11 protein-coding genes are annotated in these 12,962 nt (G+C 62.4%); 9 read left to right on the forward strand and 2 right to left on the reverse strand.

The genetic code is table 11. The annotated features are described in order from the left end of the window. Positions 1 to 207 precede the first annotated feature (207 nt). The gene (locus OXH74_RS20425) at positions 208 to 1,110 is read right to left on the reverse strand and encodes a LysR substrate-binding domain-containing protein (RefSeq protein ID WP_375738580.1); all 903 of its coding nucleotides are present in this window, start codon (positions 1,108 to 1,110) and stop codon (positions 208 to 210) included. Positions 1,111 to 1,291: 181 nt separating this feature from the next. On the opposite strand from OXH74_RS20425, the gene OXH74_RS20430 reads away from it, so the two are divergent. From OXH74_RS20430 to OXH74_RS20445, 4 genes are all read left to right on the forward strand, one after another. Continuing rightward, entirely contained in the window at positions 1,292 to 2,032 is a 741-nt protein-coding gene (locus tag OXH74_RS20430) for a class II aldolase/adducin family protein (protein ID WP_375738581.1), read from the forward strand. Between the two features lie 109 nt (positions 2,033 to 2,141). Continuing rightward, the gene (locus OXH74_RS20435; RefSeq protein WP_215380787.1) at positions 2,142 to 3,533 is read left to right on the forward strand and encodes a YjiH family protein; all 1,392 of its coding nucleotides are present in this window, start codon (positions 2,142 to 2,144) and stop codon (positions 3,531 to 3,533) included. Between the two features lie 76 nt (positions 3,534 to 3,609). Then, positions 3,610 to 5,346, forward strand: a complete 1,737-nt coding sequence (locus OXH74_RS20440; protein ID WP_375738582.1) for an amidohydrolase — start codon at positions 3,610 to 3,612, stop codon at positions 5,344 to 5,346. Positions 5,347 to 5,395: 49 nt separating this feature from the next. Beyond that, entirely contained in the window at positions 5,396 to 6,367 is a 972-nt protein-coding gene (locus tag OXH74_RS20445; protein ID WP_375738583.1) for a CobW family GTP-binding protein, read from the forward strand. A 283-nt stretch (positions 6,368 to 6,650) separates the two neighbouring features. On the opposite strand, the gene OXH74_RS20450 is transcribed toward OXH74_RS20445, so the two are convergent. After that, positions 6,651 to 7,322: a hypothetical protein gene (locus OXH74_RS20450; protein ID WP_375738584.1), complete on the reverse strand. Its 672-nt coding sequence runs from the start codon at positions 7,320 to 7,322 to the stop codon at positions 6,651 to 6,653. A 428-nt stretch (positions 7,323 to 7,750) separates the two neighbouring features. Between OXH74_RS20450 and OXH74_RS20455 the strand changes: the two genes are divergently transcribed. The 5 genes from OXH74_RS20455 (at position 7,751) to OXH74_RS20475 (ending at position 12,961) form a co-directional block, all read left to right on the forward strand. Then, a complete protein-coding gene (locus tag OXH74_RS20455) occupies positions 7,751 to 8,245 on the forward strand; it encodes a hydroxyquinol 1,2-dioxygenase (protein WP_375738585.1) in 495 nt (164 codons plus the stop codon). 40 nt (positions 8,246 to 8,285) lie between these two features. Continuing rightward, entirely contained in the window at positions 8,286 to 9,305 is a 1,020-nt protein-coding gene (locus OXH74_RS20460; protein ID WP_375738586.1) for a hydroxyquinol 1,2-dioxygenase, read from the forward strand. A 159-nt stretch (positions 9,306 to 9,464) separates the two neighbouring features. Then, complete coding sequence (locus tag OXH74_RS20465) at positions 9,465 to 10,928, forward strand: aldehyde dehydrogenase family protein (protein WP_375738587.1); 1,464 nt, start codon at positions 9,465 to 9,467, stop codon at positions 10,926 to 10,928. A gap of 8 nt (positions 10,929 to 10,936) precedes the next feature. Continuing rightward, a complete protein-coding gene (locus OXH74_RS20470; protein ID WP_375738588.1) occupies positions 10,937 to 12,004 on the forward strand; it encodes a maleylacetate reductase in 1,068 nt (355 codons plus the stop codon). Between the two features lie 87 nt (positions 12,005 to 12,091). Next, positions 12,092 to 12,961: an intradiol ring-cleavage dioxygenase gene (locus OXH74_RS20475; RefSeq protein WP_375738589.1), complete on the forward strand. Its 870-nt coding sequence runs from the start codon at positions 12,092 to 12,094 to the stop codon at positions 12,959 to 12,961. The last annotated feature ends 1 nt before the right edge of the window (position 12,962 follow it).

Raw genomic sequence — 12,962 nt, forward strand, 5'->3', positions numbered from 1 at the left:
GAATTCATTGGGTCTGTCGGCGTTAGCTGTTGCTAGCCATCAACGGTCGGGCTGAGAGCCCTGTAGGAGCGAGGGGGACGCTGAGTTCTTGCTCGCGAAATGAGCCCGTTCGCCAGCAAGCTGGCTCCTACAAGGGAGCCAGCCAGTGGCAACACATAACTGGGACAGAGCCAATTCATTCGCTCCCCCATCTCAACCCATCAATGATCAGGGTTGCTCTTCCGCCCACTGCAACAGCCATTCGGCGAAGCGGGTGATCTTCGAATCGCGCGTCTGCTTGGGCACGACGACGTAGTAGCTGCCGCAAACCAGCGGTTCCTGGCAGGCGATCACCAGACGCCCTTCCTCGACTTCCCTGGCCACGAAGAAGCGTGGCAGCACCGTCACGCCCAGGCCATGCAGGGCGGCGTCCAGCACGAACTGGAAATGCTCCAGGCGTTGGCCGGGCAGGGCTTCGATCTCCCTGGGGGTGAGCCCGGCGCTGTGAAGCCAGAGCTGCGTGGACGACTTGGTCAACGTCGTGAGCGAGGTATGGTGCAGCAGCGGATAGCGCAGGATGTCGCGCCGATCGATGATCGGACCATAGCGCTCGAGCAATTCCGGTGCGCACACCGCGACCATTTCCCCTGCCATCAGGTAGCGTGAATCGAACTCCGGCCAGTTGCCGTCGCCGTACAGGATCCCGACGTCATAGCCCTCGTGGCGATCATAGAGCCGGCGCAGGTCGTTCATGATCTCCAGCTCGATCTCGGGATGCAGACGCGCGTATTCCTTGAGTTTCGGCAGCAGCCAGCGGGTGGTGAAGGACGGTTCGGCACCGACCCGCAGGCGTCCGGAGTGGCTGCTGCGCACGCGATGCGTGGCCGCTTCCAGCTGATCCAGCAACAGGCTGACTTCCTGCACGTACTCACGACCGGAGTCGGTGAGTAGCAGGCGCTGCTTGACTCGCTCCACCAGGGTGCAGCCGAGCATGTCTTCGAGGTTCTTGATCTGCCGGCTCACGGCGCTTTGCGTCAGGTTGAGCTCTTCGGCTGCCTTGGTAACGCTCATGTGCCGAGCGAAGGCGGCAAAACAACTCAGGGAGATCATGCTGGGGAGCTGTCGGCGCACGGGAGTTCATTACGTTTTGGAATGAGTCTCAGGAGGATAAATCGATATTCCGCCCTCAACAAGCGCCATAAGCTGCGCCACAAGGGATGAAGGTGGAGTAGGCGCAGTCTGAACGGCGCGTCCGCACAGGGAGGTGGCCAAGCTCCCCTTGTTGTCGATACCAGACTGGCGGGAACGCGCAATGAACAGAACAACTACAGAACAGTCGCTCCGTACGGACCTCGCGGCAGCCTATCGGCTGCTGGACGTCAACGGCTGGAGTGACCAGGTCTTTACCCATATCTCGGTGCGTCTGCCGACGGATGAGCCGGCCTTCCTGATCAACCAGTACGGTTTGCGGCCCGAAGAGGTCAGCGCCTCCAACCTGGTGGCCATCGATGTGAATGGCAAGAAGCTCGATGACAGGGCGCCCGAAGTGAACCCGGCTGGCTTCACCGTCCACAGCGCCGTCCACATGAATCGCCACGATGCGGTTTGCGTGATGCATACGCACACCCTCGCCGGCATGGCGGTAGCGGCTCTGGAAGAGGGTTTGCTGCCCTTGAACCAGACCAACATGATGTTCTATGAGCGGGTCGCCTATTACGACTATGAAGGTGTTCCGCTGGATCTGGAGGTGCGTGCGCGAATCGTCGCTGCCCTGGGCGACAAGCAGTGCGCCATCCTGCGCAACCATGGCCTGCTCACCGTCGGTCGCAGCGTGGCTGAAGCCTACTTCCGGATGTTCTACCTGAACCAGGCCTGCGAGATTCAGCTGCAGGCCATGAAGACCGGTCGACCGCTGATCCTTCCATCCCCTGAAGCCTGTGAATTCACTGCCCGCCAACTCGAGAACGAGCGCTACCACCTGGAAAGCGTGGATCTGGTGTGGCAGGCCGAGCTGCGCAGACTGGACCGGCTCGACCGTTCCTATCGGGACTGATCGCTGAATCCGCCCTGATCCAGAAACGCTGATCAACTTTGCACGTGCCGGGAGTCTCTGCGCTGCTCCGGCTCGATATCCACTACAAATACAAGAAGGTGTGACCACCATGCATGAACAACCCGATTCCGGAGCGGCCATTCCACGGTCTGGAGGCATCCTGAGCCAGTACAGCACGGCGCAATTGCTGCGCTTCATTATTCCGTCGCTGCTCGGCATGCTGCTGTTCCTGACGCCGATGGACATCGACGGCCGCAGCACCATCCTGATTGCCTTCGTCATCGACTACATCAACGACGTCATCAAGCCAATGATGGTGCCGGTCACTGTCGGCATCGCGACCATCCCCAGCCTGATTACCGTGCTGGTGACCTTTAGCCCGCTGAAGAAGAATCCCAATCGCTTCATCCAGCTGTTCAACCCGGGTCTGGCCTGGACGGCGGTTCGAGCCATCGGCGCGGTGCTGATGGTGATGGTGTACTGGAAGATCGGCCCAGAGTGGGTCTGGCACCGTAATACTGGCGGCGTGATGCTCTATGACGTGGGTCCGGTGGTGTTGGCGATCTACTTCCTCTCCGCCATCCTCCTGCCGCTGCTGACCGACTACGGTCTGATGGAGTTCATCGGCAGCCTGGTCAGCCGCGCTTTCGAGAAGCTTTTTGGGCTGCCCGGCCGTGCTGCGGTGGACTGCCTGGCCTCCTGGCTGGCGGCGTCCAGCGTGGGCATCATCCTCACCACCCAGCAGTATCGCCAGGGCTTCTACACCAGCCGTGAGGCCTGTGTGATCGCCACCAACTACTCCATCGTGTCGATCGCCTATTCCTACCTGCTGCTCAAGCTGATCGGCATGGAGCATGTATTCGTCCAGTGGTACATCGCCGTAGCTATCACCGGTGTGATCTGTGCCCTGATCGTGCCGAAGCTGCCGCCGCTGCGCGGCAAGCCGCAGGCTTACAACCCGGCGGTTGGCAAACAGCTGAAGACCGATCGCCGCGACGGCGAGGGGCTGTTCGCCTTGGGCCTGCGCCGCGCCATCGAGCGTGCCGACAGCGCTCCTTCGCCACTGGCCCAGGTCAAGCACGGCGTGCATGTAAGCCTGGACATCGCCATCTCCGTCTACCCGGCGATGATGCTGATCGGCTGCGTGGGCCTGTCGCTGGTCGAGTTCACCAGTCTGTTCCAGATCCTGTCGGTGCCGCTGGTGCCGTACCTCGAGCTGCTGCAACTGCCGGAAGCCGAGAAGGCCGCACCTGCACTGCTCGCGGGCATGGTCGACAGCATCATGCCGTCGATCCTCGGTGCCAGCATCGAGAGCGAAGTCACCCGCTTCGTGATGGTGGGTGTTGCGGTCAACCAGATCATCTTCTTCACCGAAGCGGCCATCCTGCTGATTCGCGCCAACATCGGCCTGAAGTTGCATGACCTGCTGCTGATCTATGTGCTGCGCGTGCTCGTCTCGCTGCCGATCCTGGCCTTCCTTGGCCACATGATCGTCGGTTGATCCGCCTGCCGGAGCGCCGGACGGGCGCTCCGGTCGTGCCGATTTCCAAAAGACTTCTGATCGGGACTTCTCTGACATGGACAAACACACCGACTTCCGCTCGTCCAACGTTCCTGGCCCAGCCGGTGCTGCCGACCTGGTGCTGACCAACGGGCGCATCTACACCGTGGATGCGGCCAATCCCTGGGCTGAAGCCGTGGCGATTCGCGGCGGGCGTTTCATCGCCGTCGGCAGTGCCGCGGATGTCGACCCGCTGATCGGCGCGAACACTCGCGTGCTCGATCTCAACGGCCGCTTCGCCATGCCAGGCCTGTATGACATGCACACGCATCCTGACCTGGCATTGGCCCCCGGCTACGCGGGCTACCTGGAAGTGGGCCTGGAAGATCCGACGCCGGAACAGGTCAAGCAGGCCATCCTCGATTACGCCGCGGCCCACCCCGGCGAGGGTTGGGTCTATGGCCAGTACTTCGTGCGCTACACCTTCAAGCAGGCCGGGCTGGTAGCCGACCGCGACTGGCTGGACAGCTTCATGCCGGACCGCCCAGTGGCGATCCTCGACCGCTCCTGGGGCTGCATGATGGTCAACTCCAGGGCGCTGGAACTGGCCGGCATCGACGCCGATACCCAAGACCCGCGCCATGGCTACATCGAGCGTGACAGCGTCACCGGTGAGCCCACCGGCATCCTGGTGGATGGTGCCTATGCGCTGATCCATGCCGCCATGCCACCGACTCCACAACATGCGCTGAAACGCGCCTACCGCGAAGGTGTGCAGTTCCAGAGTGGTCACGGTGTGGTAGGTACCAAGTACGTCCATGTCTGTGAGCATCGCCTCAATGCGCTGAAGTCCATCGACCAGGCGGGCGAGTTGTCCGTGCGGGTGGAAGCGGCAATCAGCTGGCAGGACGACATCTTCCCGGTGAAGCGCCGTTGGGAACTGCTGGCCGGCGAACGCCACTTCTATCGCAGCGCACGGCTCAATGCCAACGCGGTGAAGTTCCACTTCGATGGCACCCACGAGTCGCGCTCGTCCTACCTGTCCAGCGCCTGGCCGGGCGACAGCAGTTGGCGCGGCCACCTGAACCTGACCCCGGAACACATCACCGACATGGTGGTGGACATGGACCGCAAGGGTGTGCGCGTCATTGCCCACTGCACCGGGGATGGCGCATCCGACCTGTTCCTCGACGCCGTGGCTGAGGCACGCCGCCGCAACGGCAACAGCGGCGTGCGCCACCAGTGCGCCCACAGCACCACACTGCTGGACGCCAACCTGCCGCGTTTCGCCGAGTTGCAGGTCACCGCCGAGTTCTCGCCGGTGGGCTGGTTCCCGTCGTCATTCGCTTATGCACGTGCGGTATTCGGCGAAGACCGCATGCAGCGCGCCTACAACTTCAAGGGCGTGCTGGACGCCGGCGGCGTGGCGGTCATGGGCACCGATTGGCCGGTCTCCAGCATCAACCCCTGGATCGGTTTCGAGGCGATGATCACCCGCGAGAACCCGTTCGGCGAGGAGGAGGGCAGCTTCTACGGCAACCCGATTTCCCTGGAGCAGGCCATTCGCGTGATGACCCTCAATGGCGCCTGGTGCATGGGCATCGAGGACAAGGCGGGCTCGATCGAGGTCGGCAAGTCCGCCGACCTGATCGTGCTCGATCGCAACCTGTTCGAGGTCGAGGCGAAGGGCAACATCCACAACACCCAGGTGCAGCTGACGTTGCTTCAAGGGGAAGTGACCTGGGACCGCCAGGGCGAGTTCGATGACACCGAGCATGCCGCAATCTGGCGCGGTGAACTGCCGAACTTCTGATCCAACCGGCCGGGTTTTGCCCCGGCCCATTGCCAAGAGGCCAAGGGCCATGAGCAGACGCAACAGCATCCCAGTGACCATCGTTTCCGGCTTTCTCGGCGCGGGCAAGACTACGTTGCTGAACCGCATCCTCACCAGCGACCACGGCCTACGCATGGCGGTGATGGTGAACGACTTCGGCGCCATCAATATCGACAGCCAATTGATCGTCAGCCAGACCCAGACCATGGTCAGCCTGGCCAACGGTTGCATCTGCTGCACAGTGGAAAGCGACCTGATCGAGCAGCTCGGCCGTCTGCTCGATGATCGGCAGAATCGTCCCGAATACATCATTATCGAGGCCAGCGGCGTCTCCAACCCGAGCAAGATTGCCAATACCCTGCGCTACCCGCAGTTCCGCGATGTGCTCAGCATCGACAGCATCCTCACGGTGGTGGACGCCGAGCAGTTCGAGAACCTCGAGGGTGACATGGCGCAACTGGCCATGGAGCAGTTGGACGTGGCCGACATCATCGTGCTGAACAAGGTTGACCGGGTCAGCCGCGGCCAGATCGAGGCCTTGAAAGCGCGCTGGCTCTACCCGAATGCGCGGTTGCTGGAGAGCCAATATGGTGAGGTGCCGCTGGAGCTGGTGCTGGACGTCGGGAGGTTCAGCAAGGCCATGTCGTTCAAGCCGGTGGCGACAGGACCCACGCCGCTCGTGGCCGGTGCCACGCAGCCTGACCACGGTGCGCTGTTCGATACCTGGAGCTTCAGCTGCGATCAGCCGTTGTCACTGAAGGCTTTGCGTCAGATGCTGGCGGCCTTGCCGGCCAAAATCTATCGTGCCAAGGGCGTGTGCCAGATTGCCGAGGTGCCGGGGAAACGTTGCATCTTGCACCTGGTGGGCAGTCGCAGCGAGATCAAACCCGGTGACGGCTGGGAGGACAGGGCTCCGCATACCCAACTGATCGTTATCGGCAAGCGCGGGGCCATCGATGCGGCGGCACTGCAAGTGGCGTTCGAGGCCTGCATCGCCTGACGGATCGGCTCATGGGGTGGGCATTGCCTTGTGGAGCGAATTCATTGGCCCTGTCTGCGTTGAATGTTGCAAGTGGCGCCATTCCTTGTAGGAGCGAGGGGGATGCCCCAAAAAGGCAGACCTGCGGTCTGCTTGGCGATTGAAATCGCCCCCAGAGAAAACGCTGCTCGCACCCCCATCTGCTTTTGCTGACCAAAAAGAAAGAAGGCGCCAAAGATGGCGCCTTCTGCCTTTCCAGGGTTTGCATACATCGTGAATGCCTGCCTCAGGTCTGCTCCAGGGATCAGCTGATGCGGTTGGCGCCAGTGCGATCGGCACCACTTTCGGCTACGCGGAAGGCATTGGTGTGGTCGGAACCACCTTCGGTGACACGGAAGGCATTGGTGCGGTCAGAACCGCTTTCAGCTACGCGGAAAGCACTGGTGCGGTCGGCACCCCCTTCGGCGACACGGAAGGCGTTGGTGCGGTCGGCACCACCTTCGGCGACACGGAAGGCATTGGTGCGGTCAGAACCGCTTTCAGCTACGCGGAAAGCACTGGTGCGGTCGGCACCACCTTCGGCGACACGGAAGGCATTGGTGTGGTCGGAACCACCTTCGGCGACACGGAAGGCATTGGTGCGGTCAGAACCGCTTTCAGCTACGCGGAAAGCACTGGTGCGGTCGGCACCCCCTTCAGCGACACGGAAGGCATTGGTGTGGTCGGAACCACCTTCGGCGACACGGAAGGCATTGGTGCGGTCAGAACCGTTTTCAGCTACGCGGAAGGCATTGGTGTGGTCGGAACCACCTTCGCCGACACGGAAGGCATTGGTGCGGTCAGAACCGTTTTCGGCAACGCGGAAGGAATCAGTGCGATCAGCACCTCCTTCAGCGACGGTCGCGCCTTGGGGTAGGGCAAAAGCGGTGGCGGACAGGGTGGCGATGAACAGGCCGGCAAGGATTTGCTTTTTCATGATGGGACCTCGATGGAAGGGGGGTGAATTTCGTCTACGGGGCCCATGTTACGGAAACAAATTCGATGAAGAAGTGATGCCTCGTGATGTTAACCATCAACGTCAATGATGGAGGTGAAAAATACTTACAAAACAATCGCCTATAAGCATTATTTGCTCGGATTCGGCTGATCTGGAACAAATTTATACGTTGATTGAAGTAATCGATTAATTCGATTTATTCGGGCCATTGTCTCCTTCTATTTCTCCAGATATTTGGCATTCACCCCTTCCAGAAAGTGCGACCCCCAGGGGGGAGGTGACCGAAATAGAGCGCTCCGCCCGCTGTTCGCGTTTTGCAAACACTGTTGTCGCCAGCCTTGGAATTGTTGGTCGGTGCCCCGGCTCGTAACGTGGCTGCACCAACTACAACAACAACGGTGAATGACATGAGCACTGCCGCATTCCGTACCGTATTCGGCTCCTTCGATAATTACCGCAAGGGCTCGATCGAGATCATCCAGGGCGAAGCCCGCCATTACGCCTTCTCTAATATCTTCGAAGTTGCCCGGCAATCCGCGCCCTACGAGAAAGTGGTGGTCGGGCTGAACCTGGGTTATGTGATCGAGACTCTGCGCGCCGAAGGGCAGTCCCCTTGGTACACCTGCGCTCACGATGAATTCGCGATCTCCGTGGATGGCGACATCCGTGCCGATTTCCTCAAGCTGGACGAGCCGCTTGTCGAGGGCGAGGGCACCCGCCTGGCGGGCGAGCAGCCCAAGGGCCGGCCCATGGGCTACGTGCTGCTCAAGCGCGGCCATCAGTGCCTGCTGCCGGCAGGCTGCGCCTATCGCTTCGAGAGCGCGTGCCCCGGTGTCGTGCTGCTGCAAACCATCCAGGGCCCGCTGTCGGTGGAGAAGTGGGCAGACATTTGCCTGAAGTGACACAGCCCCGACCGACAACCAGAACAAGAGGACAACCACCATGGCCATGCTCGAAACCGTCGACACCTCCGCCAGCTTCGCTGCCGATGAAGTCGAAGCCAGCCTTCCCGATGCCGTTACCGGCTACCGCGCCTTCAAGCTGGGCGCCTTCACCCTGTCCCGCGACGAATACTTCGTGCGTATCCAGTGGCCGGCCAAGGGCCAGGAGCGCTCGCACCTGATCCCTGCCGACGCCTTCCTGCGCGCCACCATGCGTGACGTAGCCTGGGGCTTCTTCTATGGCTGGGTGAACTTCGATGAGGTTATCGGTACCCGCAACCATTACGGCAGGGTCGATCTCTATGCCGGCACCTTCAATGGCGTGCTCAAGGCCGCTGGCGTCGACTACACCGAACAGTTCGAGACGCCGAAGATCATGGCCACGTTCAAGGCCATCCTGCGGGACTGGACCAATGCCGGCTTCGACCCCTTTGCGGCGCCAGAAGAAACCGGCAGCGCCTTTGGTCGCAAGCGTGGCGACAATCTCGAAGCCATCGAGCGCTTCCGTGTCTCCACCCGGCGCATGCCGGGGCTGCCGGACGACTCTCCACTGCGTGACGACCTGCCGGTCAACCGCCAATTTGCCGATGTTGCCCAGGACGAGCCGGAAATCCATGCCGCCGAGGGTTTCGAAGGCGAACTGCATGCCTTCAACCTCTACAAGTACCTGTCGCGCTCCGACGTGACGTGGAACCCCTCGGTCAGCTCGGTGTGCAAGGCCAGCCTGTTCTGCCCCACCACGGAAGAGTTCATCCTCCCGGTGTTCCACGGCAATGATCGCGTGGAGTGGTTCCTGCAACTGTCCGATGAAATCATCTGGGACGTGGCGGACAAGGACGATGGCAGTCCCCGTGCGCGTATCACCATGCGCCCCGGTGATATCTGCGCCATGCCGGCGGACATCCGCCACCAGGGCTACTCGACCAAGCGCTCGATGCTGTTGGTGTGGGAGAACGCCACGCCGAACCTGCCGCAGCGCTATGAGAGCGGTGAGCTGAAACCGTATCCGGTCGAGTTCTGATCGCCTGCGCCCTCTCACTTCGGGAGAGGGCCGGTGTGACGGCAACCTGTTCTCGGCTCCGTAACCCCCTCTCCCTAGCCCTCTCCCCGGAGGGGCGAAGGGACAAAACGTATTTCACCCATGGTCGCCGCGTTCATCCGGCGGCACCCGGAGATTTTCATGCAGAACCAACTCTTCATCGACGGCCGCTTCGTGCCGGCAGTGAAGGGCGGGACCATCGAAGTCCTGTCCCCGCACGATGGAACGCTGATCACCCATATCGCCGCGGCTGAAACTGAGGATGTGGACCTGGCCGTGGCCGCAGCCAAGCGTGCATTTCCGGCCTGGGCCGCGTTGTCCGCCGCCGAGCGGGGGCGCCTGCTGCTCAAGTTGGCAGACAAGATCGAGGAGAACGCCGAAGAGCTGGCGCAGCTGGAGTCCCTCGATACCGGCCATCCGATCCGCGATTCGCGCAGCCTCGACGTGCCGCGTACCGCAGCCTGCTTCCGCTATTTTGGCGGCATGGCCGACAAGATCGAAGGCGCGGTGATTCCGGTCGAGGCGGGCTTTCTCAATTACGTCCAGCGCAAGCCCATCGGTGTAGTCGGGCAGATCGTGCCGTGGAACTTCCCGCTGATGTTCACCAGCTGGAAGATGGGCCCAGCCCTGGCCGCCGGCAACACCGTGGTGATCAAACCCTCGGAGATCACGCCGTTGTCGACCCTGCGAATCGCCGAACTGATGAAGGAAGTGGGCTTTCCCGATGGCGTGGTCAACGTGGTGCCGGGCTACGGCCACACCGCCGGCCAGCGCCTGGCCGAGCATGAAGATTTGGGCAAGATCGCCTTCACAGGCTCCACCGCCACCGGGCGGCGCATCGTCGAAGCGTCCCAAGGTAACCTCAAGCGGGTGCAGCTGGAGCTGGGCGGGAAGGGCGCCAATATCGTCTTCGACGACGCGAACCTCGATGCAGCTGTCAATGGTGCGGCGTGGGCGATCTTCCATAACCAGGGCCAGGCGTGCATCGCGGGCTCGCGGCTGATCCTGCACGAGCGCATCGCCGACGAGTTCCTCGAGCGTTTCATTGGTCTTGCGCGCTCCATCCACCTGGGCAGCCCGCTCGATCCCAACACCGAGATGGGCCCGTTGACCTCGGCGCAACATCGCGATCGGGTGCTTGCTTATGTCGATATCGCCCGTGCCCAGGGCGGCAAGGTCCTGACCGGCGGCAAGGCCCCGCAGGACCCAGCCCTGGCCGACGGCTACTACATTGAACCGACGGTAGTCGAAGCGAAACCGGATCACCGCGTGGCTCAGGAGGAAGTCTTCGGCCCCTTCGTAACCGTACTGCGCTTCTCCACGGACGAAGAGGCGCTGGCGATTGCCAACGGCACCCAATACGGTCTTGGCAGTGGCCTCTGGACCCGGGACCTGCAACGGGCCCATCGCATGGCGGCGAATATCCGCGCCGGCATGTGCTGGATCAACTGCTACAAGCGTGTCAGCCCCGGCAGTCCTTTTGGTGGTCTCGGGCAGTCCGGCTATGGCCGCGAGATGGGCTTCGAGGCCATTCACGACTACACCGAGGCCCGTTCGGTGTGGGTCAATGTGGACGCCAAGATTCCACCGCACTTCAAACGTTGAGGTCGACCATGAATCCATTCGTCTATCAGGGCCTGGCTTCCCGCGTGGTATTCGGCTGGGGCCGCCTGGACTCGTTGTCCGAGGAGCTAGACAAGCTCGGTACGCGCCGTGCGCTGGTCCTCACCACGCCCGAGCAGCGCCACCTGGGGGAACGGGTCGCAGCCATCCTTGGCGAGCGTGCCGCTGGGGTCTACCCCGAGGCAGTGATGCATGTGCCCATCGAGGTGGCACGGGCCGCTCGGGAAGAGGCGGCGCGCCTGGATGCTGATTGCTGCGTGGCCATCGGGGGTGGCTCCACCATCGGCCTGGGCAAGGCCATTGCGCTGGAGTCCGGCTTGCCGATCCTGGGGGTGCCGACTACCTACGCTGGCTCGGAGATGACACCGATCTACGGCCTCACCGAAAACCGCCTGAAGAAGACCGGGCGTGACTTCCGCGTGTTGCCGAAGACGGTCATCTACGACCCTCAACTGACCCTGACGCTGCCTGCCGCCATCTCGGCCTGCTCGGGCATGAACGCCATGGCCCATGCCGTGGAAGCGCTCTACGCCCAGGACGCCAACCCCATCATCAGCCTGATGGCCGAGGAGTCGATTCGCGCCCTGGCCGAGGCCTTGCCGGGCGTGGTGGCCAACCCCGAAAACGCCGAGGCGCGCAGTCGCGCGCTCTACGGCGCCTGGTTGGCTGGCATCTGCCTGGGTTCCGTCGGTATGGCCATCCACCACAAGCTTTGCCACACCCTCGGCGGCACCTTCAATCTGCCGCACGCCCAGGCCCACGCCGTGGTTCTGCCGCACGCCGCGCACTACAACCGTGAGGCCGCTGCTGAGCCCCTGCGCCGCGCCGCTCGCGCCCTGGGTGGGCAGGAGGCGGATGAGGTAGGGCCACTGATTTTCGCCCTCAACCAGAAGTTGGGCATTCAAGCGTCCCTGGCGGAAATCGGCTTGCCCACGGAAGGCCCGGCCGAGACTGCACGCATCGCTTGTTCCAGCCCTTACTACAACCCTCGCCCCTTTGAGCAGGGCGCCATCGAAGCCCTCCTGACCCGCGCCTGGCAGGGCCTGCCACCTGAGTAGGAGAAACTCCCCTCTCCCTTTGGGAGAGGGGTTGGGGGTGAGGGATGTTCGTCCCGAACTCACAGCCACCCACTACGGGAACACACCATGAACAACATCCCGCCCAACGAAGCCAAAATCTCCTCCCAAGCTGTAGCCAGTTTCGCCAATACGCCTGACCCACGCTTGCGCCAGATCGTCCAGGGCCTGGTGCACCACCTGCATGCGTTCGCCAGCGAGGTCGAGCTGACCGAAGAGGAGTGGCTGCACGGCATCCGCTTTCTCACGGACACCGGCAAGATGTGCGATGGCGTGGTTCGGCAGGAATTCATCCTGCTCTCCGACGTCATTGGCCTCTCCATGCTGGTGGATGCCATCAACCATCGGGCCAGCGAGGACGTCACCGAAACGACGGTATTCGGGCCTTTCTATATGACTGGCATGCCCGAGCGCGGCCATGGCGAGAGCATGGCGCTCACCCCTGGCCAGCCGGCCCTCGTCCAGGGGCGAGTGCTGGATGCGCAAGGCGAGCCGATTTCCGGAGCAGTGCTGGACGTCTGGCAGAGCGCCGAGAACGGTATGTACTCCGGGCAGGACCCGGCCCAGCCGCTGGCCAACCTGCGCGGTCGGTACCGCACGGATGATCAGGGCCGTTTCGCCATTCGCACCATCCTTCCAGTGAGCTACCCCATTCCCACCGATGGGCCGGTGGGCCGCTTGCTGCAAGCCACCAACCGCCATGCCTGGCGCCCGGCGCACCTGCATTTCATGGTGAAGGCCGAAAGACACCGGACGCTGGTCACCCACCTGTTCAATCATGACGACCCCTACCTGGAGTCGGATGTGGTGTTCGGTGTGAAGGACTCGCTCAAGGTGGTCTATGAACCTTGCCAGACGGACCATCCATTGGCGGTCCGGTATGACTTCACCGGGCCCTTCAGCCTGGCCAGCTACGACTTCGTGCTGGAGCGCGCCTGAG

It is taken from the genome of Metapseudomonas boanensis (genome assembly GCF_042232855.1).
Taxonomy (GTDB): Bacteria; Pseudomonadota; Gammaproteobacteria; order Pseudomonadales; family Pseudomonadaceae; genus Metapseudomonas; species Metapseudomonas boanensis.

Coding starts and splice junctions, on each gene's coding strand:
- OXH74_RS20430 (WP_375738581.1), top strand. CDS start 1,292: ATGAACAGAACAACTACAGAACAGTCGCTCCGTACGGACCTCGCGGCA.
- OXH74_RS20435 (WP_215380787.1), top strand. CDS start 2,142: ATGCATGAACAACCCGATTCCGGAGCGGCCATTCCACGGTCTGGAGGC.
- OXH74_RS20440 (WP_375738582.1), top strand. CDS start 3,610: ATGGACAAACACACCGACTTCCGCTCGTCCAACGTTCCTGGCCCAGCC.
- OXH74_RS20445 (WP_375738583.1), top strand. CDS start 5,396: ATGAGCAGACGCAACAGCATCCCAGTGACCATCGTTTCCGGCTTTCTC.
- OXH74_RS20450 (WP_375738584.1), bottom strand. CDS start 7,322: ATGAAAAAGCAAATCCTTGCCGGCCTGTTCATCGCCACCCTGTCCGCC.
- OXH74_RS20455 (WP_375738585.1), top strand. CDS start 7,751: ATGAGCACTGCCGCATTCCGTACCGTATTCGGCTCCTTCGATAATTAC.
- OXH74_RS20460 (WP_375738586.1), top strand. CDS start 8,286: ATGGCCATGCTCGAAACCGTCGACACCTCCGCCAGCTTCGCTGCCGAT.
- OXH74_RS20465 (WP_375738587.1), top strand. CDS start 9,465: ATGCAGAACCAACTCTTCATCGACGGCCGCTTCGTGCCGGCAGTGAAG.
- OXH74_RS20470 (WP_375738588.1), top strand. CDS start 10,937: ATGAATCCATTCGTCTATCAGGGCCTGGCTTCCCGCGTGGTATTCGGC.
- OXH74_RS20475 (WP_375738589.1), top strand. CDS start 12,092: ATGAACAACATCCCGCCCAACGAAGCCAAAATCTCCTCCCAAGCTGTA.